We start from the raw sequence: 18,184 nt of genomic DNA, 5'->3' as shown, positions 1-18,184 counted from the left end.
GTCAGAACTCGGCCTGCTTGCCCATGTCCGGGTGGATGGTGGGCCCCTTCAGGCGGATCGCCTCGCGGAAATGGCGCGCCACCGGGCGCCCTCCCTCCAGCGAAACCTCCACGAGATAGGGATCGACCACGCGGTTGGCGCGAAACTCCGCCTGCCCGCGTTCCAGGAAGCGCTCCGCCGTGGCCTCGTCCTCGGCCACGAGCGCTTCGGCCGGGTTCTCGGTCCAGCCTCCTTCGCCTAGAAAGACGACAAGCCCGCCGAGGAGGTCGTTCGCCGACAGGATGACGGGCAGCTTCGGCCCCTTGCCGCGCGCGGCCAGTTTCGATTCCGCCATGCCTGACCCTTTCCAACAGCCGTTCCCGCCGTCCCTTGTAACGGCGGCGGAAAAGTTTGGTAAGGTTCTAGATAGGGCAAGATCGGGCGCCGCGCGGCGATGAACTTTCCAATCCGCAGCTTTGGGGGGAAACGGATTTCTCTCTTTAAAATCTATCGTTTAAGTAGAAAGATGCCTCAGATGGGCTCGCCTTTCAGGAGGCGCGGGGAGGGGCCGGACAGGCCCGCCGCCTCCTCGATGAACCAGCGCTTGGCGAAGGGGGCGCGGTCCACGAGGCTCAGGCCGAAGGAGCGGACCTGGCGCAGAAGCGCGTTGTCGTTGGAGAAGAGGCGGTTCAACAGATCGGTGGTGACGCCCATCTGCACCGTATCGAAGCGCCTCCAGCGCTCGTAGCGCTGGAGCGTGTCGAGCGCGCCGATGTCGAGGCCCAGGCGCGCGGCCTCCACCACCGTCTCGGCCAGGGCGGCCACGTCCTTGAAGCCGAGATTGAGGCCCTGGCCCGCGATGGGGTGGATGCCGTGGGCCGCATCGCCCGCCAGCGCGATGCGGGGCCGCACGAAATCGCGCGCCAGCGTCAGGCCGAGCGGGAAGGCGCGGCGCTCGCCCTCCACGGTCAGCGCGCCGAGCTTGAAGCCGAAGCGCTGCTCCAGCTCCATCTCGAAGATCATATCGTCCGCGGCGATCAGCCGCTCCGCCTCGCGCGTCGACTCGGTCCAGACCAGCGAGGAGCGGTTGCCCTTCAGCGGCAGGATGGCGAAGGGGCCGGCGGGCAGGAAGTGCTCCTCGGCGCGGCCCCCGTGCGGGCGCTCGTGCCGCACCGTGGCCACGATGCCCGACTGGCCGTAGTCGGTGTGGATGGTGCGGATGCCGGCCATGTCGCGGATCTTCGACTTCACGCCGTCGCAGGCGATCAGAAGCCGCGCCCGGACGCGCCCCGCCCCGCCGAGCTCCACCGCGATGCCGGCGGGCTCGTGCGAGAGGCCGGTGACGGGCGCGCCCGAGCGCAGCGAGACGCCCAGCGCCTCGGCCCGCTGGCGCAGCGCGCCGTTCAGCTCGACATTCGGCATCATGTGGGCGAAGGGCTCGCCGGCGCTCGCCTCCCCGCCGAAGGTGAGGAAGACCGGGCGCACGGGATCGGCGGTGCGCGAGTCGGTGACGATCATCTCGCCGATCGCCTGCGCCTCGTGCCGGATCGCCTCCCAGACGCCCAACTCGCGCAACATGCGCACCGCCGCCGCGGCCAGCGCCGAGGCGCGCGTGTCGCGCCGCCACGCGTCGGCCGGCGCGCCGTCCACCAGAAGGACCGAAAGGTTCGGCGCGGCCTGGCGGATGGCGACCGCGACGGTCAGCCCCACATAGCCCGCGCCCGCGACCACGATGTCGAAGCGCTCGCCGCCCGGCTCGCCCGCCTTGTCCATGATCGTCTTTCCTTCGCCCAGAAGCCTGCTTCAAGGCGCTGACTTAAGGCCGCGAGGGCCCCGCGGCAATCGCGGGCTGTTTGCGAGGGGGCGCGAATGCCCCATAAGGGCGGCCGGGCGGCACGGGACGGGAGACGGCGATGAACGGGACGGTGGACGGGCTGATCCGCACCCTCGACCTGGAGAAGGTGGAGGAGAACCTCTATCGCGGCACCAGCCCGCGCAGCGGCTGGCAGCGCATCTTCGGCGGCCAGGTCATCGCCCAGGCGCTCGTCGCCGCGCAGCGCACCGTGCCGGCCGAGCGCCCGGTCCACTCGCTGCACGGTTATTTCATGCGCCCCGGCGACCCCAAGGTCCCGGTGGTCTACGAGGTCAAGCGCATCCGCGACGGCGGCTCCTTCACCACCCGCATCGTCATCGCCATCCAGCACGGCGAGGCGATCTTCACCCTCTCCGCCTCGTTCCAGAAGCACGAGGAAGGGCTGGACCACCAAGTCTCCATGCCGGACGTGCCGCGCCCGGACGAACTGCCGCACGGCGCGGCGCTGAACGAGCGGATCCTTTCCGAGGCACCCGAGCCGGTGCGCCGCTACTGGGAGCGGCCCCGCCCCATCGAGTTCCGGCCGGTCTCGTTCGACCATTATCTGACGCAGAAGAAGCTGGCGCCGCGCCAGGACGTGTGGGTGCGGGCCGTGGGCGAGGTGGGCGACGATCCGGCCCTGAACGCGGCGATCCTGGCCTATCTCTCCGACATGACGCTGCTCGACACCTCGCTCTTCGCCCATGGCCTGTCGGTGTTCGACGCGCGCATCCAGGCCGCCAGCCTCGACCATGCCATGTGGTTCCACCGCCCGGTGCGCGTGGGCGAGTGGCACCTCTACACGCAGGACAGCCCCTCCTCCTCCGGCGGGCGCGGGCTGACGCGCGGAGCGCTCTTTTCGCTCGACGGCGCGCTGGTGGCCTCGGTGGCGCAGGAGGGGCTCATCCGACCGCGCCGGGCGGCAAGCGCCTAAATTATGGGCCGAAAGCATAATATTTCGTCATTTGCCTAGCGACGCTGGCCCTTCGATGCGGTCTTGGCAGGCACGAAACATCTTCCTCGGCGCAATTCGGGCCGTTTCGTGGCGCTGGCCGTGGTTGGCACAATTCTTGTTTACCTGAGTTTCGACGTCGCCGGACCCGCCGGCGGCTCCAACCGACCCGGCGGCCGAGAGGGGGCGTCCGGTCCTTTGCGACATTCGAGGTGGACATGAAAATCGTGATGGCGGTGATCAAGCCGTTCAAGCTGGACGAGGTGCGTGAAGCGCTCACCGCCGTCGGCATCCAGGGCCTGACCGTGACGGAGGTGAAGGGTTACGGGCGACAGAAGGGGCACACCGAGATCTATCGCGGCACCGAATATGCCGTGAGCTTCCTGCCCAAGCTGAAGATCGAGGTCGCCGTGGCCGCCGACATCGTGGACAGCGCCGTGGAGGCCATTGCGAGCGCCGCCAAGACGGGGCAGATCGGCGACGGCAAGATCTTCGTCTACGGCCTCGATAGCGCCGTGCGCATCCGCACCGGCGAAACCGACGTCAACGCGCTGTAGGGGGACCCATCACGATGCGTTTGAAAAGAACTCTCCTCACCACCGGCCTGATGACGGCGCTGGCCGCCACGGCCGCCTTCGCCCAGGAAACCGCACCTGCGGTCGAGGCCGCGCCGGAAGCGGCCGAGGCGGCGATCGACGTGAACTTCTACGTCTTCAACACGCTGCTCTTCTTCCTCGGCGGCATCCTCGTCATGTGGATGGCGGCCGGCTTCACCATGCTCGAGGCCGGGCTGGTGCGCTCCAAGAACGTCTCCATGCAGTGCCTGAAGAACATCTCGCTCTATTCGCTGGGCGTTCTGATGTACTGGGTGATCGGCTACAATCTCATGTACACGGGGGTGGACGGCGGCTGGTTCGGCTCGCTCGGGCTGATGAGCTTCCCCGACCCGGCCTCCGACACGGGCGACTACTCGCTGGCCACCGACTTCTTCTACCAGTCGATGTTCTGCGCCACCGCCGCCTCGATCGTCTCGGGCACGGTGGCCGAGCGCGTGCGCATCTGGCCGTTCCTGCTCTTCGTCGCCATCCTGTGCGGCGTCTTCTACCCCATCACGGGCTCCTGGCAGTGGGGCGGCGGCTGGCTCTCCGAAGCGGGCTTCTCCGACTTCGCCGGTTCCACCCTCGTCCATTCGGTCGGTGGCTGGGCGGCGCTCACGGGCGCGCTCATCATCGGCGCGCGCCGGGGCCGCTACGGGGCCGACGGGCGCGTCGTCGCCATGCCGGGTTCCTCCATCCCGCTGGCCACGCTCGGCGCCTTCATCCTGTGGTTCGGCTGGTTCGGCTTCAACGGCGCCTCGCAGCTCGCCCTCGGCACGCTGGAGGACGCGGCCTCGGTCGGGCGCGTGGTCGTCAACACCAACACGGCGGCCGCGGCCGGCGTGCTCGTGTCCATGGTCCTCATGCAGGTCCTGTACAAGAAGGTCGACGTCACCATGGCGCTGAACGGCGCGCTGGGCGGCCTCGTCGCCATCACCGCCGAGCCCCTGACGCCGACCTTCCTGTCGGCGGCCGTCATCGGCGGCATCGGCGCGGCGCTCGTGGTCTTCACCGTGCCGCTGCTCGACAAGCTGAAGATCGACGACGTCGTGGGCGCCATCCCCGTCCATCTCGTGGCCGGCATCTGGGGCACGCTCGCCGTTCCCTTCACCAACCCGGACACGAATTTCGGCTCGCAGATCACCGGTATCGTCGCCGTCGGCGCCTTCACCGTGGTTGCGACCGGCATCGCCTGGTTCGTCATCAAGGCGGTGATCGGCCTGCGGCCGACCGAGGAGGAAGAGGCGCTCGGCCTCGACCGCTCCGAGGTCGGCGTGGAAGCCTATCCGGAGTTCTCCTCCACCCGGATCTGATCCGGCGGCGAGACGCAAAAAAGGCACCCGGCGGCGCGATCCGCCGCCGGGTCACGAGAGTGAAGAGGGCCGTGTCCGTTCCGGGCGTGGCCCTTTTCGCGGCCGGTCCTTTCCGGGCCGTCCGCATGTCGAGGTCCTGTGGCCGCTTCAGGTCGACGTGAAAGCGGCGTCGGCGCAAGGGGAGCCGTTCTTCCCCGTTTAAGGTCAACTCAGATGAAGATCGTCATGGCGATCATCAAACCCTTCAAGCTGGACGAGGTGCGCGAAGCGCTCACCGCCGTCGGCATCCAGGGTCTCACCGTCACCGAGGTGAAGGGCTATGGCCGGCAGAAGGGCCATACCGAAATCTACCGCGGCACCGAATATGCCGTGAGCTTCCTGCCCAAGCTGAAGATCGAGGTCGGCGTGCCGCCGGGCCTCGTCGACCGCGTCGTCGGCGCGATCGCGAATGCCGCCCGAACCGGCCAGATCGGCGACGGCAAGATCTTCGTCTACGGCCTCGACAGCGCGGTGCGCATCCGCACCGGCGAAGTCGACATCGACGCGCTTTAGCAGGGAGCTACCATCATGCGCTTGAGATCGATCTTCGCCGCCGCCGGCTCGGCGGCCCTCCTGGCGGCCACGGCCGCCCTCGCGCAAGAGGGCGCCGCCCCCGACGCGGCCCCCGCGCTCGCCGGGGAGATGAACAAGGGCGACGTCGCCTGGATGCTCGTCTCCACCGTGCTCGTCCTGTTCATGATCCTGCCGGGGCTCGCCCTGTTCTACGGCGGCCTCGTGCGGGCCAAGAACATGCTCTCCGTGCTGATGCAGTGCGTGACGATCACCTCCGTCGTCATCCTCATCTACGTCGCCTACGGCTACTCCTTCGCCTTCGGCGGCTCCACCAGCCCTTATTGGGGCGGCATGGCCAAGATGTTCCTGGCCGGCATCGGCCCGGACACGATGGCGGCGACCTTCACGGACGGCGTCGTCATCCCCGAATACGTCTTCATCGCCTTCCAGATGACCTTCGCCTGCATCACGCCGGCGCTGATCGTCGGGGCCTTCGCCGAGCGCATCAAGTTCTCGGCGGTGGTGATGTTCACCGTCCTTTGGGTGACGTTCGTCTACTTCCCCATCGCGCACATGGTGTGGGACCCGAGCGGGCTCATCTTCGGCTGGGGCGCGCTGGACTTCGCCGGCGGCACCGTCGTCCACATCAATGCCGGCATCGCCGCGCTGGTGGGCTCGATCCTCGTCGGCAAGCGGGCCGGGCTGGGGCGCGACAACATGGCCCCGCATTCGATGACGCTGACCATGGTGGGCGCCTCGATCCTGTGGGTGGGCTGGTTCGGCTTCAACGCCGGCTCCAACCTGGAGGCCAATGGCGGCGCGGCGCTGGCGATGATCAACACCTTCACCGCCACGGCCGGGGCCGCGGTGGCCTGGGTGCTGGTGGAGACGAGCGTGCGCGGCAAGGCCTCCATGCTCGGCGCCGTGTCGGGCATCGTGGCCGGCCTCGTGGCGGTGACGCCGGCGGCCGGCATCGTCGGGCCGGTCGGCGCCATCGTGCTCGGCGCCATCGCCTCCGTCCTCTGCTACGTCTTCGTGGCGGTGGTGAAGGCCAGGGCGGGCTATGACGACAGCCTCGACGTGTTCGGCATCCACGGCATCGGCGGCATCGTGGGAGCCATCGGCACGGGCGTCTTCGCCTCGGCCTCGCTCGGCGGCATCGGCTATGCCGAGGGCGTGACCATGGGCGGGCAGGTCTGGACGCAGATCCTCGGCGTCCTCGTCACCATCGCCTGGTGCGGCATCGGCTCGCTGGTCTTCTACAAGCTGACCGACGCGGTGGTGGGCCTGCGCGTGCCGGCCGAGGCGGAGTTGCAGGGGCTCGACCTCACCTCCCACGGCGAATCGGCCTATCACAACGGCTGATCGTGAAAGGGCCGGCGGAACGATCCGCCGGCCCGTTCGCCTTCCTCCGGCCGGAGGCATGAGGCTCAGATGCGGCCGACCGGCTTCTCTTCCTCGGTGGCGATATCGGCGTATTTCTCCGGGTGGCGCCTGAACAGGGTGCGCACATAGGAGCAGGCCGGCACCACCTTCAGGTTCTGCGAGCGGGCATAGGCCACGGCGTGGTCCACCAGCTTTTCCGCGATGCCCTGTCCGCGCAGCCGCTCGGGCACATAGGTGTGGTCGAAGACGAGCGCCTCCTGGATGCCCGCATGGGCGTAGGTCAGCTCCGCGCGATCCTCGCCCTCGCCGGCGATGAAGAGCCCGTCGCGCCCGCGGTCGTCGTGCCGGATATCCATGGCAATTCTCCTTCTCGAACCTTTCGCTACCAAGGCGGAAGGGCGCGATCGGTTCCCTCCTCTGCCCGCGCCGGTCGCGGTCCGTTAGGGTTAAAGCGGCTTTAACCCCGCCGCCCTAGTCTCGCCGGGAAGGAACCGCTCCGGTTGCCGCCGGGCGGTTCCGGAACAGGACCGAAAGGGAAGCGCTAGCCGCTTCCGAAGGCTTCAGGCAGAGCGCGAAGATGGCGATGGCATCGATCGAGGCGAGACACGACATTCAACCCATGCTGCGCCGGCCCGCGCGGCTCCTGGCGGGGCTCGGCCTCCTCGGGCTGTCCGGCTGGCTCGCGGCGGCGCTGGCGAGCTGGAACGCGGGCGACCCCTCGCTCAGCCATGCCAGCCCCGAGCCGGTGACGAATCTGGCCGGCGCCTCGGGCGCGGTGGTGGCGGACCTGTCCATGCAGGTCTTCGGCCTGTCGGGCGTGCTCCTGATCGCGCTGCCGGCGCTCTGGGGTCTGTTCCTTGTCTTCGACCGGCGCATCGGGCGCCTGTCGAAGAGGGCCTGGCTCGCCTTCGGCTCCATCCTCGCCTCCAGCGCCGCGCTCGGCTGCTTCCCCGCGCCCGCCGGCTGGCCGCTGCCCATCGGGCTCGGCGGCATCGCGGGGGACCTTCTGCTCAAGTTTCCGGCCCTTCTGACCGGCGCCTACCCGTCGGGCGTCCTCGGCATCGCCCTCGGCCTCGTGCTCGCGGCCCTGGCCGGCTGGATGTTCCTTTCGGGCGCGGCCATCCTGGGCCGCTCCGCCGAGCCTGCCTTCGCCCATGAGGAGAGGGCCGAGGAGGGCGAAAGCCGCTGGCAGCTTCTGGCCGGCGCGGCCGGCCATGCCCTCTATGCGTTGCGCTCGCGCCTGCCGACCCGCCCGGCGCGCGCGGCGCGCGGGAGCCGCGCCGAGCGCATCGACCCCTTCGACACGCGGGAGGCGAGCCCAGACGCGCCGCTCATTCCGCCGGCCCCCGCGCCGCGCCTGAAGGGCGAGCGCGAGATCCGCGTGGTGGAGCCGCGCTTGGACGCCGCGCCGCCCGCCTACGAGCCGGTATTCGAGCAGCCCTACGAGGAGGTCTACCAGGCGCAGCCCTGGAGCGAGGAGCCGCCCGCCGCCTCGCCCGAGCCCTACCGCGAGGCGCCGCAGGCCGCGCGCCGCGCGGTGGACACCAGCCGCGCCACCGTTCACCACGGGCGCAGCGACTGGAAGGGCTCGGTCGTCGCTTCGCGCCTCGGCCAGCCGCGCGGGCAGGCCGGCGCGGCGCCGGAGGAGGGCGAGGAGGCGAGCGAGGATTACGCCTACGACCCGCCGTTCGACACTTATGCCGACGAGCCGGGCCACGAGCCCGTGGCCTATGACGAGCCCTTCGAGGCCGAGCCGGACTATGGCGAGGACGAGATGCGCGTCGAGGCGCAGGATCGCGTCCAGCCGGTCGCGGTCGAGGAGGCGCCCGGCGGCTGGCTCGGCCGCGCCGCCAACATCGTCGCCTTCCCGCGCCGCAGGGAGGAGCCGGCCCCGATGCCCGCGCCCATGCCGGCCCGGGGCGCGGCGCCCCAGGCCCCGCTCCAGCCCGCGCCCGTCATGGACCACGGCGTGCGCGTCGTGCCCGCGGCCCCCGTCCAGGCGCCCTCGCGCCAGGCCGCCCAGCCGCAGCGCGTCTACCAGGGCGAGCCGGCGCATGCCTATGCGCCGGAGTTCTTCGAGCTGCCGCCCGTCGACCTCCTCTCGCCGCCCAAGGCCCGTTCGCGCGATGCCTCCCTCTCGCCCGAGGCATTGCAGGAGAATGCCCGGCTTCTCGAAGGCGTGCTCGACGATTTCGGGGTGAAGGGCGAGATCATCGAAGTGCGCCCCGGGCCGGTCGTCACGCTCTACGAGCTGGAGCCCGCGCCCGGCATCAAGTCCAGCCGCGTCATCGGCCTGGCCGATGACATCGCCCGCTCCATGTCGGCCATCGCCGCGCGCGTGGCGGTCATTCCCGGCAAGAACGCCATCGGCATCGAGCTGCCCAACGCCCGGCGCGAGACGGTCTATCTGCGCGAGATGATCGCGGCCGAGAGCTTCAACCAGAACAAGGGCAAGCTCGCGCTGACGCTCGGCAAGACCATCGGCGGCGAACCGGTGATCGCCGACCTTGCCAAGATGCCGCACCTGCTCGTCGCCGGCACCACCGGCTCGGGCAAGTCGGTCTCCATCAACACCATGATCCTGTCGCTCCTCTACCGGCTGACGCCGGCCGAGTGCCGCATGATCATGATCGACCCCAAGATGCTGGAGCTGTCCGTCTATGACGGCATCCCGCACCTTCTCTCCCCCGTCGTCACCGATCCCAAGAAGGCCGTCGTCGCCCTGAAATGGACGGTGAAGGAGATGGAGGACCGCTACCGCAAGATGTCGAAGGTGGGTGTTCGCAACATCGACGGCTTCAACACGCGCGTGCGCCAGGCGATGGAGAAGGGCGAGACGATCTCGCGCACCGTGCAGACGGGCTTCGACCGCGAGACCGGCGAGCCGATCTTCGAATCGGAGGAGTTCGACCTTTCGCCGCTGCCCTACATCGTCGTCATCATCGACGAGATGGCCGACCTGATGATGGTGGCCGGCAAGGAGATCGAGGGCACCGTCCAGCGCCTTGCGCAGATGGCGCGCGCGGCAGGCATCCATGTCATCATGGCCACGCAGCGCCCCTCGGTGGACGTCATCACCGGCACGATCAAGGCGAACTTCCCCACCCGCATCTCCTTCCAGGTCACGTCCAAGATCGATTCGCGCACCATCCTGCAGGAGCAGGGCGCCGAGCAGCTCCTGGGGCAGGGCGACATGCTGTTCATGGCCGGCGGCGGGCGCATCCAGCGCGTCCACGGCCCCTTCGTGGACGACGCGGAGGTCGAGCACATCGTCGCGCATCTGAAGTCGCAGGGCGTGCCGGACTATCTGGACTCCATCCTGGAGGACGACGAGGACGGCGAGGCCGGCGGCGCGCCGGGCGGCGGCGGCGCCGGGGGGCTGGAGGAATCGGCCGATCTCTACGACCAGGCGGTGGCCGTGGTGCTGCGGGACGGCAAGGCCTCCACCTCCTACGTCCAGCGGCGGCTCGGCATCGGCTACAACCGCGCCGCCTCCCTCATCGAGCGGATGGAGAGGGAGGGCGTGATCGGCGCGGCCAACCATGCCGGCAAGCGCGAGATTCTCGTGCCCACCGACAACGCCTGACCAAACGGTAAGGCCTCCGGCTCTGGGAACGGGGCGGTTCCTCCCCATCTTGTGAGGGGAAACCGCCCCAATCGGGCCGCAGCCGGGCGCTAGGAACCGCCGAGGGGACGCCCGCCGACGCAATACGAGGCTTCAGAGACCTTCATGACCGCATTCTTCGCCCCTTGGCGCTCCGTTCGCGCCGCGATGCTGGCCCTCTCGCTGGCCGCCCCGCTCGGCGCGGCGACGCTCGGCCCCCAGCCGGCCCTGGCGCAGGCCTCCGCCGCCGCGCAGCAGGTCGCCGATCACTTCTCCTCCGTGCGCTCCATGACGGGCAGCTTCGTGCAGTTCGACGCGGCCGGCAACCAGTCGGAGGGCACCTTCTACATCGAGCGGCCGGGCAAGATCCGCTTCGACTATTCCGGCCAGCCGCTGCGCGTCATCGCGGACGGCAGCCAGGTCGCGATCAACAACCGCCGCCTGAACACCTGGGACCTCTATCCCCTCGCGCGCACGCCCATGCGCCTCCTGCTCAACCAGCGCATCGACCTCTCCTCGGCCAATATCCAGGACGTGCAGCAGACGCCCGAGCTGATCACCATCGTGATGGGCGACCGTTCGGTCTTCGGCAATGCGCGCATCACGATGATGTTCGACCCCGCCACCTACGAGCTGCGCCAGTGGACGGTGCGCGACGCGCAGGGCAAGGACACCACCGTGATGATCCACGGCGTCCAGCAGGGCGTGAACCTCGATCCGTCGATGTTCCAGATCCCCTACGCCCAGATCCGCGGCGGCGCGACGGGCAACTGAGGGAGAGGCGCAAGGCGCCGGTTCAGGCGCCGAGGCGCGTGACGGCTTGTCCGCGCGGCCCGCTCTTCGTAGGAAGGCCGGGCCGTTTTTCTGCCGCGAGTGCCCGCCTTGCCCTTCACCATCGCCACCTGGAACATCAATTCGGTGCGGCTGCGCATCGGGCTCGTGGAGCACTTCCTGCGCACCCATGCGCCGGACGTCCTGTGCCTTCAGGAAACCAAGTGCCCGAACGAGCTGTTCCCGCGCGAGGCCTTCGAGGCGCTGGGCTACGGCCATGTCGCGATCCACGGGCAGAAGGGCTATCACGGCGTGGCGACGATCTCGAAGCTGCCCTTCGAGGATATCGTGCGCCAGGACTTCTGCGCCATCGGCGACGCGCGCCATCTCTCGGTGCGCCTGAAGGCCGGCGACACGCCTATCCGCATCCACAATCTCTACGTTCCGGCCGGCGGCGACGAGCCGGACCCCGACATCAACGTCAAGTTCCGCCACAAGCTCGATTTCCTGGAGGAGATGCGCGCCATGCGGGCCGGGGGCGAGGAGGGGGTCTCGGCCATCCTCGTGGGCGATCTCAACATCGCGCCCTTCGAGGAGGATGTCTGGTCGCACAAGCAGCTTCTGAAGGTCGTGTCCCATACGCCGGTGGAGACGGACGGTCTCCTGCGCGTCATCGAGGAGGGGGGCTGGGACGATCTGGTGCGCCGGGCCATCCCGCGCCCGCAAAAGCTCTACACCTGGTGGAGCTATCGCTCGAAGGACTGGACGGCCGGGGACCGGGGGCGGCGGCTCGACCATATCTGGGCCTCGCCGGACCTCGGCGGCAAGCTCGTCTCCGCCTCCGTGCTGCGCGAGGCGCGCTCCTGGGAGCGCCCGTCCGACCATGTGCCCGTCATGGCCGCGATCGACCTCTGAGGCGCCTCGCCCTCAGTCGCGGAAGCGGTTCTCCATCGCGCCGATGCGCCGGGTCATCTCGGAGAAGCCCGCCGCGATCTCCTCGCGCAGGCCGGCCGCGATCTCGGGAAACTCCTCCAGCATCCGGCGGAACAGCGCGCGGGGAATGCGGATGATGTGGCTGTCCTGCGCGGTGATGGCGGTGGCGCCGCGCCGTGTCTCGGTGATGAGCGCAAGCTCGCCGAGAAGCGCGCCGGGCCCCGCCACGGCGGCCACGCGCTCGCGGCCCGCCGGCCCCTGCATCAGCCGCACCTCGCCCGTCACCACCACGAAGCCGGCATCGGCGCGCGCGTCGGCGCGGTAAAGGGTCTCGCCCTCTCGCAGGTGCCGCTTCTCGGCCCCGAAGGCGAGAAGGCGCAACTGATCCCGCGAGAGCGCGGCGAACAGCGGCACCTGGCCCAGAACCTCCATATCGCTTTCAAGGCTCATGTCTTCGGATCGGAACCTCTTTCAATGCCGGACGCAACGCCCATAGCATGAAAGAGGTGCGATACACTCCTCTCCTCGGCGAGTTGAGCGGGGGAGGAGGAACGCCTCAGGGCATCAGCTTGTAGCCGCCCGATTCGGTCACGATCAGCCGCGCGTTGGAAGGGTCGGGCTCGATCTTCTGGCGCAGGCGATAGACATGGGTCTCCAGCGTGTGGGTGGTAACGCCGGAATTGTAGCCCCACACCTCCTCCAGCAGCACGTCGCGCGTCACCACGCGCCGATCGGCCCGGTAGAGATAGCGGATGATCGCCGTTTCCTTCTCGGTCAGGCGGATCTTGCCGCCCTTCTCGTCGGTCAGCGCCTTCTGGCTGGGGCGGAAGACGTAGGGGCCGACCTGGAAGGTGGCGTCCTCGCTCTGCTCGTGCTGGCGAAGCTGGGCGCGGATGCGCGCCAGGAGCACGGCGAAGCGGAAGGGCTTGGTCACATAGTCGTTGGCGCCCGCCTCCAGCCCGAGGATCGTGTCGGACTCGGTGTCGTGGCCGGTGAGGATGATGATGGGCGCCTTGAAGCCGGACTTGCGCAGGAGCTTCACCGCCTCGCGCCCGTCCATGTCGGGCAGGCCGACATCCATCACCACCAGATCCACCAGCCCGGCGCGGGCGGCCTGGATGCCCTTGGCGGCGTTCGGCTCGTCCTGAACCTTGAACTCTTCGTGCAGCGAAAGCTGCTCGGCCAGGGTTCCTCTCAGGTCGTCGTCGTCATCGACGATCAAAATGCTGCGAGCGCTCATGATATCCATTCGATCGTTCTTGGCCGGCCGGCAAGGCCGAGACAGGTTCCGGTTCCCTGTAACAAACTGTGATAGCGATGCGCAGATTTCCACCTTCTTCCGCCATTCCGGGCCAAAAACCCGTCGAACTCACCGTTCGACGCTCGGCGATGGACCCCCGCAAGGGCCTGCTCCGGGCAGGCGTGCTGACCATGCCCTGCGCGCTGGGGCGCTCGGGGACGAGCATCTTCAAGCGGGAGGGAGACGGCGCGACGCCGGTGGCCGCCATGACCCTCCTCTCGGCCTTGCGCCGCCCCGGATACCGGCTGCCGCTGGCGCTCTCGCTGCCCATGCGCGTGGCGCGGGCCGATGACGGATGGTGCGACGCGCCCGCCCACCCGGCCTACAACCGGGCGGTGCGCCTGCCTTTCGCCGCCAGCGCCGAGACCATGATCCGCCAGGACCGGCTCTACGACCTCGTCGTCGTCCTGGACTGGAACGTGCGGGCGCGCCGCCGAGGGGCGGGCAGCGCCATCTTCCTGCACGTCGCCAAGCCGGGCTATCGCCCGACGCAGGGCTGCGTGGCGGTCTCCCCCGCCGACATGGCGCGCCTGGCGCCGTTCCTGCGCCGGGGAACACGACTGCGTGTGCACCGCTGAGCAGGGCTTCGTGCGGCCGGCACGGCCCTTGAACGATTCAGAATCGTTCCAGATGTCCTCTGAACCTAAGCGGAATGGACGGCGTTGCTCCCTCTCCGGGAGCCGGCGAGGCCGGACGCGGACGAACAGGAGACGGGCAGATGCGGCGCAGCGAGATCACCACCCACCCCACGATCAAGCCGTATGACGAGCCGACCGGCGGGTGGGGCTCGGTGAAGTCGCTGCTGGCCCATTCGAAGGCGGAGAATCTCGTCACCACCAGCCTGTGGAGCACGCTCGCCAAGCAGAACAAGCCGGGCGGCTTCATGTGCGTCTCGTGCTCGTGGGCCAAGCCCGCCAGCCAGCACACGTTCGAGTTCTGCGAGAACGGCGCCAAGGCCACCATGTGGGAGCTGACGAAGGGGCGCACCGACCGCGACTTCTTCGCCCGCCACCGCGTCACCGAGCTTCTGGAATGGCCCGACCACGATCTGGAGAAGCACGGCCGCCTGACGACCCCGATGCGCTACGACGCCTCGCTCGACCAATATGTGCCCGTTTCATGGGAAAGCGCGTTCAAGGAGATCGGGCGCGAGCTGAACGCGCTCGATCCCAAATCCGTCGTCTTCTACGCCTCGGGCCGCGCCTCGCTGGAAACGAGCTACATGTACCAGCTCTTCGCGCGCATCTACGGGCACCAGAACCTGCCCGATTCCTCCAACATGTGCCACGAATCGACCTCCGTCGGCCTGCCGAAATCCATCGGCTCGCCGGTGGGCACGATCGTCTACGAAGATTTCGAACACACCGACATGATGTTCTTCTTCGGGCACAATATCGGCACCAACGCGCCGCGCATGCTCCATCCCATCCAGGAGTGCCGCAAGCGCGGCGTGCCGGTCGTCACCTTCAACCCCATCCTGGAGCGCGGCCTGATGCGCTTCAAGAGCCCGCAGAACCCGGCCGAGATGCTCTCGCCCGGCCCCGGCACCAAGATGTCGAGCGACTATTTCCAGGTTCGCTGCGGCGGCGACACGGCGGTGATGACCGGCATCGCCAAGACCGTGCTGGCGCTGGACGACGAGGCGAAGGAGGCGGGGCGCGAGCGCGTTCTGGACGTCGCCTTCATCGAGGAGCACTGCCACGGCTTCGACGAATTCGAGGCCTTCGTGCGCGCCTCCTCATGGGAGGAGATCGAGCGCTGGTCGGGCCTGAAGCGCGCGCATCTGGAGGATGTCGGGCGCCAATATGCGCGCGCCAAGGCGGTGATCGGCCATTACGGCATGGGGCTGACCCAGCATCGCCATGGCGTGCAGAACGTGCAGATGCTGGTGAACCTCCTGATGATGCGCGGCAATATCGGCAAGAAGGGCGCCGGCATCTCCCCCATCCGTGGCCATTCCAACGTGCAGGGGCAGCGCACGGTGGGGATCACCGAGAAGACCGAGCTGGTGCCCGCCGGGAAGTTCAAGGAATTCTACGGCTTCGAGCCGCCCACGGAAAAGGGCCGCGACACGGTGGAGACCTGCGAGGGCGTGATCGACGGCTCGGTGCGCGGCTTCATCGGGCTCGGCGGCAATTTCGTGCGCGCCGTGCCGGAGACCGCGAAGGTGGAGGAGGCATGGCGCGGGCTGCGGCTGCATGTCGAGATCGCCACCAAGCTCAACCGCTCGCATCTCCTGCCCGGCGAAGTGACCTATCTCCTGCCGTGCCTGGGGCGCATCGAGCGCGACAGCCAGGCGACCGGCGACCAGTGGGTGGCGGTGGAGGATTCGACCGCCACCATCCACGGCTCGCTCGGCTACCGGCCGCCGGCATCCCCCGAGCTTCTCTCTGAGCCGAAGATCGTCGCCGAGCTTGCGAAGGCGACGGTGCCGGGCAAGAGCACCATTCCCTGGGACGAATGGGTGGCCGACTATTCACGCGTGCGCGACGAGATCGAGCGGGCCTACCCCCAGCATTTCAAGGACTTCAACAAGCGCTTCCAGAAGCCCGGCGGCTTCCGGCGCGACATCAAGGCGTCGTACCGGGTCTGGGAGACGGAGAACAAGAAGGCCAATTTCATCGTGCCGGACGGCTTCGACACCAATCCGAACGTGAACAAGGAGGGCGAGAACGTCTTCGAGCTGATGACGATGCGCTCCAACGACCAGTTCAACACGACGATCTACGGCTACAACGACCGGCTGCGCGGCATCAGCGGCTCGCGCATGATCCTGCTCATGAACGAGGAGGACATGGCCCGGCTCGGCTTCAAGGATCAGGATCTGGTGGATGTGGAGACGAATGCCGAGGACGGCGTGGAGCGGCGGGTGGAGGGTTTGCGCATCCACTCCTACAAGCTGCCCAGGGGCAATGTCGGCGGCTATTACCCGGAGCTGAACAAGCTCGTGCCGCTCTGGCACCACGCCATCGGCAGCCATTGCCCGGCCGCCAAATGCGTTCCCATCAAGGTGACGGCCGCCGCGCACGCACTGTGAGCCCCGGTCCGGCGTGTGGCGGCTCAGGCCGCCACCGCCACACCGTGGTGCGCTTCACCTCGCCATCCTCCAGCGCGCGGCTGACGGGCACGGTATAGACGCCGCGCTCCTCCAGCCGCGCCTTCGGCAGGTAGGCCCGGCCGGGATCGCCGACGAGGACGGTCTTGCCGCCTCGCGCGAGCGCGTCGAACCAGGGGATGAGCCGGTCCGCGAAGGGCCGGTCGTAGAAGACGTCGCCGGCCAGGATCACCTCTTCCGGCACCGGCTCGCCGATGAGGTCCGCGAGCGCGGCCTCCACCGCGACGCGGTTCAGTTCGGCGTTGAGCGGCACGGCGGCCAGCGCGAAGGGATCGACATCCACCGCCCGCACCCGTGCCGCGCCCGACAGCGCGGCGGCGATGGCGAGGAGGCCGGAGCCCGAGGCGAAGTCGAGGACGGTGCGCCCGCGCACCGTTTCCGGGTTGTCCAGAACGAACCGCGCCAAGCCTTGCCCGCCGGCCCAGGCGAAGGCCCAGAAGGGCGGCGGCACGCCTGCCTCGGCCAATTCCTCCTCCGTCTTCAGCCAGAGATCGTGCGCCTCGTCGGCCAGATGCAGCGCGATCTGCGGCACATGGGGCGGGCGCTGGACGGCCGTGTTCGCGAGGATGAAGGCGCGCGCGTCCCGCACCCGGGAACCAGGGGCCTCCTCAGGGCCTTTTGCCGGGGACGAAGAAGAGGACATGTCCATGTTCAAAGGCGGCCTGCTCTGGCTGATCGGCATTCCGATCCCCATCATCCTCATTTTGTGGATCTTCGGCTTCCTGTCCTGACCCGCAAGAGAGAGCGCCGCCCCATGGGGCGGCGCTGGTCGTTTCAGCCGTCCTTCAAGCGCTTGGATTGCGCCTGCAGCTCGTCGATCTTTTTCGATGCGTCGGCCTTGGTCATCGAATCGTCGAAGGCCTCGCCCGTCTCCTCGCACAGCGTCTTCAGATAGGAGGCCTGAGCGCCCGTCATCGGCTCCTCGCCGGTCGTCCAGTCGTCCGGGTCCTTCACGGTGTTGGAGCCGGTGTCCGTCTTGGGGTCGTTCGCCATGGGTCGGGTTCTTTCGGGGATGTTGATCGTTCCCGAAACGTTCCGTTCCTTACGCGGTTCCCATCGCTCGTTTCGGGTCCAGCCCGCCCATGCGGCAGATATGGGCGAACTCGGCCTCGCCCACGGGCTGCACGGAGAGGCGCGAATTCGTGACCAGCACCATGTCCTTCAACGCCTCATCGGCCTTGATCGCCTCCAGCGTGACGGGCCGGGGCAGGTCCGCCACGGCCTTGAGGTCCACGCATTCCCAGCGCGGGTCCTCCGAGGTGGTGTCGTGATGCGCCTCGGCGATCACCTCGACCACGCCCACGACCGCCTTGCCCTCGTTGGAATGGTAGAAGAAGCCGCGCTCTCCGACCTTCATCGCCCGCATGAAGTTGCGGGCCTGGTAGTTGCGCACGCCGTCCCACTGCGTGCCCTTCTCGCCCGCCGCCTTCTGCGCCTCGAAGGACCATTTGTGCGGCTCGGATTTGAACAGCCAGAACGCCATGGCGCGCCTCAGCCCTTCGGCTCGTTGATGGCCCAGTGCCAGCGGCGCACCGTGACGCTGGAAAACAGGCCCGCCCCGGCATAGGGGTCGGCCTGCGCGATGGCGCGCGCGGCGGCCTCGTCCGCCGCGTCCACCACCACCAGGCTGCCGGTGGGCTTGCCCGCCTCGTCCAGGAAGGGGCCGGCGAATCTCAGCGCGGCGCCGAGCGAGGCCAGATAGTCCAGATGGGCGGGCCGTGTGTCGGGGCGAAGCGTGCCCGCGTCGGGGCGGTCCTCGCACAGGAGAGCGTAGAGCATGGGCGGTCCTTCCTTGGTCGTTCCCTGGCCTCTACGACAGGGGGAACCGCCG

19 protein-coding genes are annotated in these 18,184 nt (G+C 68.6%); 10 read left to right on the top strand and 9 right to left on the bottom strand.

The genetic code is table 11. From position 1 onward, the window contains the following. Nucleotide 1: 1 nt before the first annotated feature. Entirely contained in the window at nt 2–334 is a 333-nt protein-coding gene (locus J7654_RS02660; RefSeq protein WP_209737976.1) for a DUF2849 domain-containing protein, read from the bottom strand. A 176-nt stretch (nt 335–510) separates the two neighbouring features. Beyond that, nucleotides 511–1,752: a ubiquinone biosynthesis hydroxylase gene (locus J7654_RS02655; protein WP_209737974.1), complete on the bottom strand. Its 1,242-nt coding sequence runs from the start codon at nt 1,750–1,752 to the stop codon at nt 511–513. Nucleotides 1,753–1,892: 140 nt separating this feature from the next. Between J7654_RS02655 and tesB the strand changes: the two genes are divergently transcribed. From tesB to J7654_RS02630, 5 genes are all read left to right on the top strand, one after another. Further along, nucleotides 1,893–2,765, top strand: a complete 873-nt coding sequence (tesB, locus tag J7654_RS02650; protein ID WP_209737972.1) for an acyl-CoA thioesterase II — start codon at nt 1,893–1,895, stop codon at nt 2,763–2,765. 236 nt (nt 2,766–3,001) lie between these two features. Beyond that, nucleotides 3,002–3,340, top strand: a complete 339-nt coding sequence (locus J7654_RS02645) for a P-II family nitrogen regulator (protein WP_209737970.1) — start codon at nt 3,002–3,004, stop codon at nt 3,338–3,340. A 14-nt stretch (nt 3,341–3,354) separates the two neighbouring features. Then, nucleotides 3,355–4,692 carry an ammonium transporter family protein gene (locus J7654_RS02640; RefSeq protein ID WP_209737968.1) on the top strand — a complete coding sequence of 446 codons (1,338 nt, stop codon included), beginning with the start codon at nt 3,355–3,357 and terminating at the stop codon, nt 4,690–4,692. Between the two features lie 213 nt (nt 4,693–4,905). Beyond that, nucleotides 4,906–5,244 carry a P-II family nitrogen regulator gene (locus J7654_RS02635; protein WP_209737966.1) on the top strand — a complete coding sequence of 113 codons (339 nt, stop codon included), beginning with the start codon at nt 4,906–4,908 and terminating at the stop codon, nt 5,242–5,244. 15 nt (nt 5,245–5,259) lie between these two features. Next, on the top strand, nt 5,260–6,609 hold the full coding sequence (locus J7654_RS02630) for an ammonium transporter (protein WP_209737964.1): 1,350 nt from the start codon (nt 5,260–5,262) through the stop codon (nt 6,607–6,609). Between the two features lie 65 nt (nt 6,610–6,674). Here the strand turns inward: J7654_RS02630 and J7654_RS02625 are convergent, their stop codons facing one another. Then, entirely contained in the window at nt 6,675–6,986 is a 312-nt protein-coding gene (locus tag J7654_RS02625; RefSeq protein ID WP_209737963.1) for a GNAT family N-acetyltransferase, read from the bottom strand. Between the two features lie 221 nt (nt 6,987–7,207). Here J7654_RS02625 and J7654_RS02620 point away from each other — a divergent pair, with 221 nt between their 5' ends. The 3 genes from J7654_RS02620 to J7654_RS02610 all read left to right on the top strand — a co-directional run bounded on the left by J7654_RS02620 (nt 7,208) and on the right by J7654_RS02610 (nt 11,920). Beyond that, nucleotides 7,208–10,216 carry a DNA translocase FtsK gene (locus J7654_RS02620; RefSeq protein ID WP_209737961.1) on the top strand — a complete coding sequence of 1,003 codons (3,009 nt, stop codon included), beginning with the start codon at nt 7,208–7,210 and terminating at the stop codon, nt 10,214–10,216. A 144-nt stretch (nt 10,217–10,360) separates the two neighbouring features. Beyond that, on the top strand, nt 10,361–11,008 hold the full coding sequence (locus tag J7654_RS02615; RefSeq protein WP_209737959.1) for an outer-membrane lipoprotein carrier protein LolA: 648 nt from the start codon (nt 10,361–10,363) through the stop codon (nt 11,006–11,008). A gap of 108 nt (nt 11,009–11,116) precedes the next feature. After that, nucleotides 11,117–11,920 carry an exodeoxyribonuclease III gene (locus J7654_RS02610; protein WP_209737957.1) on the top strand — a complete coding sequence of 268 codons (804 nt, stop codon included), beginning with the start codon at nt 11,117–11,119 and terminating at the stop codon, nt 11,918–11,920. Between the two features lie 12 nt (nt 11,921–11,932). Here the strand turns inward: J7654_RS02610 and J7654_RS02605 are convergent, their stop codons facing one another. Further along, nucleotides 11,933–12,388, bottom strand: coding sequence for a cyclic nucleotide-binding domain-containing protein (locus tag J7654_RS02605; RefSeq protein WP_209737955.1), 456 nt, complete (start codon nt 12,386–12,388; stop codon nt 11,933–11,935). A gap of 106 nt (nt 12,389–12,494) precedes the next feature. Continuing rightward, complete coding sequence (locus J7654_RS02600) at nt 12,495–13,178, bottom strand: response regulator transcription factor (RefSeq protein ID WP_209737953.1); 684 nt, start codon at nt 13,176–13,178, stop codon at nt 12,495–12,497. 149 nt (nt 13,179–13,327) lie between these two features. Here J7654_RS02600 and J7654_RS02595 point away from each other — a divergent pair, with 149 nt between their 5' ends. Then, complete coding sequence (locus J7654_RS02595) at nt 13,328–13,816, top strand: L,D-transpeptidase family protein (protein WP_245195605.1); 489 nt, start codon at nt 13,328–13,330, stop codon at nt 13,814–13,816. A 140-nt stretch (nt 13,817–13,956) separates the two neighbouring features. Next, the gene (locus J7654_RS02590) at nt 13,957–16,275 is read left to right on the top strand and encodes an FdhF/YdeP family oxidoreductase (protein ID WP_209737949.1); all 2,319 of its coding nucleotides are present in this window, start codon (nt 13,957–13,959) and stop codon (nt 16,273–16,275) included. On the opposite strand, the gene J7654_RS02585 is transcribed toward J7654_RS02590, so the two are convergent. The 4 genes from J7654_RS02585 to J7654_RS02570 all read right to left on the bottom strand — a co-directional run bounded on the left by J7654_RS02585 (nt 16,244) and on the right by J7654_RS02570 (nt 18,132). Then, nucleotides 16,244–16,942 carry a class I SAM-dependent methyltransferase gene (locus tag J7654_RS02585; protein ID WP_245195604.1) on the bottom strand — a complete coding sequence of 233 codons (699 nt, stop codon included), beginning with the start codon at nt 16,940–16,942 and terminating at the stop codon, nt 16,244–16,246. The two genes, J7654_RS02590 and J7654_RS02585, sit on opposite strands and share 32 nt — an antisense overlap. A 185-nt stretch (nt 16,943–17,127) precedes the next feature. Then, nucleotides 17,128–17,346: a DUF3072 domain-containing protein gene (locus J7654_RS02580; RefSeq protein WP_209737944.1), complete on the bottom strand. Its 219-nt coding sequence runs from the start codon at nt 17,344–17,346 to the stop codon at nt 17,128–17,130. 49 nt (nt 17,347–17,395) lie between these two features. Continuing rightward, the gene (locus tag J7654_RS02575; RefSeq protein ID WP_209737942.1) at nt 17,396–17,836 is read right to left on the bottom strand and encodes an EVE domain-containing protein; all 441 of its coding nucleotides are present in this window, start codon (nt 17,834–17,836) and stop codon (nt 17,396–17,398) included. Between the two features lie 8 nt (nt 17,837–17,844). Continuing rightward, nucleotides 17,845–18,132 carry a YciI-like protein gene (locus J7654_RS02570; protein ID WP_209737940.1) on the bottom strand — a complete coding sequence of 96 codons (288 nt, stop codon included), beginning with the start codon at nt 18,130–18,132 and terminating at the stop codon, nt 17,845–17,847. Nucleotides 18,133–18,184: the final 52 nt, after the last annotated feature.

It is taken from the genome of Aureimonas populi (genome assembly GCF_017815515.1).
GTDB classification, from domain to species: Bacteria; Pseudomonadota; Alphaproteobacteria; order Rhizobiales; family Rhizobiaceae; genus Aureimonas; species Aureimonas populi.
This window is presented reverse-complemented; position numbering and strand designations above follow the sequence as displayed.

What these genes read in the sequence shown, in the direction of transcription:
- J7654_RS02595 (WP_245195605.1), top strand. Translation starts at nt 13,328, where the DNA reads ATGGACCCCCGCAAGGGCCTGCTCCGGGCAGGCGTGCTGACCATGCCC.
- J7654_RS02635 (WP_209737966.1), top strand. Translation starts at nt 4,906, where the DNA reads ATGAAGATCGTCATGGCGATCATCAAACCCTTCAAGCTGGACGAGGTG.
- J7654_RS02570 (WP_209737940.1), bottom strand. Translation starts at nt 18,132, where the DNA reads ATGCTCTACGCTCTCCTGTGCGAGGACCGCCCCGACGCGGGCACGCTT.
- J7654_RS02660 (WP_209737976.1), bottom strand. Translation starts at nt 334, where the DNA reads ATGGCGGAATCGAAACTGGCCGCGCGCGGCAAGGGGCCGAAGCTGCCC.
- J7654_RS02640 (WP_209737968.1), top strand. Translation starts at nt 3,355, where the DNA reads ATGCGTTTGAAAAGAACTCTCCTCACCACCGGCCTGATGACGGCGCTG.
- J7654_RS02575 (WP_209737942.1), bottom strand. Translation starts at nt 17,836, where the DNA reads ATGGCGTTCTGGCTGTTCAAATCCGAGCCGCACAAATGGTCCTTCGAG.
- J7654_RS02605 (WP_209737955.1), bottom strand. Translation starts at nt 12,388, where the DNA reads ATGAGCCTTGAAAGCGATATGGAGGTTCTGGGCCAGGTGCCGCTGTTC.
- J7654_RS02625 (WP_209737963.1), bottom strand. Translation starts at nt 6,986, where the DNA reads ATGGATATCCGGCACGACGACCGCGGGCGCGACGGGCTCTTCATCGCC.
- J7654_RS02645 (WP_209737970.1), top strand. Translation starts at nt 3,002, where the DNA reads ATGAAAATCGTGATGGCGGTGATCAAGCCGTTCAAGCTGGACGAGGTG.
- tesB (WP_209737972.1), top strand. Translation starts at nt 1,893, where the DNA reads ATGAACGGGACGGTGGACGGGCTGATCCGCACCCTCGACCTGGAGAAG.
- J7654_RS02600 (WP_209737953.1), bottom strand. Translation starts at nt 13,178, where the DNA reads ATGAGCGCTCGCAGCATTTTGATCGTCGATGACGACGACGACCTGAGA.
- J7654_RS02655 (WP_209737974.1), bottom strand. Translation starts at nt 1,752, where the DNA reads ATGGACAAGGCGGGCGAGCCGGGCGGCGAGCGCTTCGACATCGTGGTC.
- J7654_RS02620 (WP_209737961.1), top strand. Translation starts at nt 7,208, where the DNA reads ATGGCGATGGCATCGATCGAGGCGAGACACGACATTCAACCCATGCTG.
- J7654_RS02630 (WP_209737964.1), top strand. Translation starts at nt 5,260, where the DNA reads ATGCGCTTGAGATCGATCTTCGCCGCCGCCGGCTCGGCGGCCCTCCTG.
- J7654_RS02580 (WP_209737944.1), bottom strand. Translation starts at nt 17,346, where the DNA reads ATGGCGAACGACCCCAAGACGGACACCGGCTCCAACACCGTGAAGGAC.
- J7654_RS02615 (WP_209737959.1), top strand. Translation starts at nt 10,361, where the DNA reads ATGACCGCATTCTTCGCCCCTTGGCGCTCCGTTCGCGCCGCGATGCTG.
- J7654_RS02590 (WP_209737949.1), top strand. Translation starts at nt 13,957, where the DNA reads ATGCGGCGCAGCGAGATCACCACCCACCCCACGATCAAGCCGTATGAC.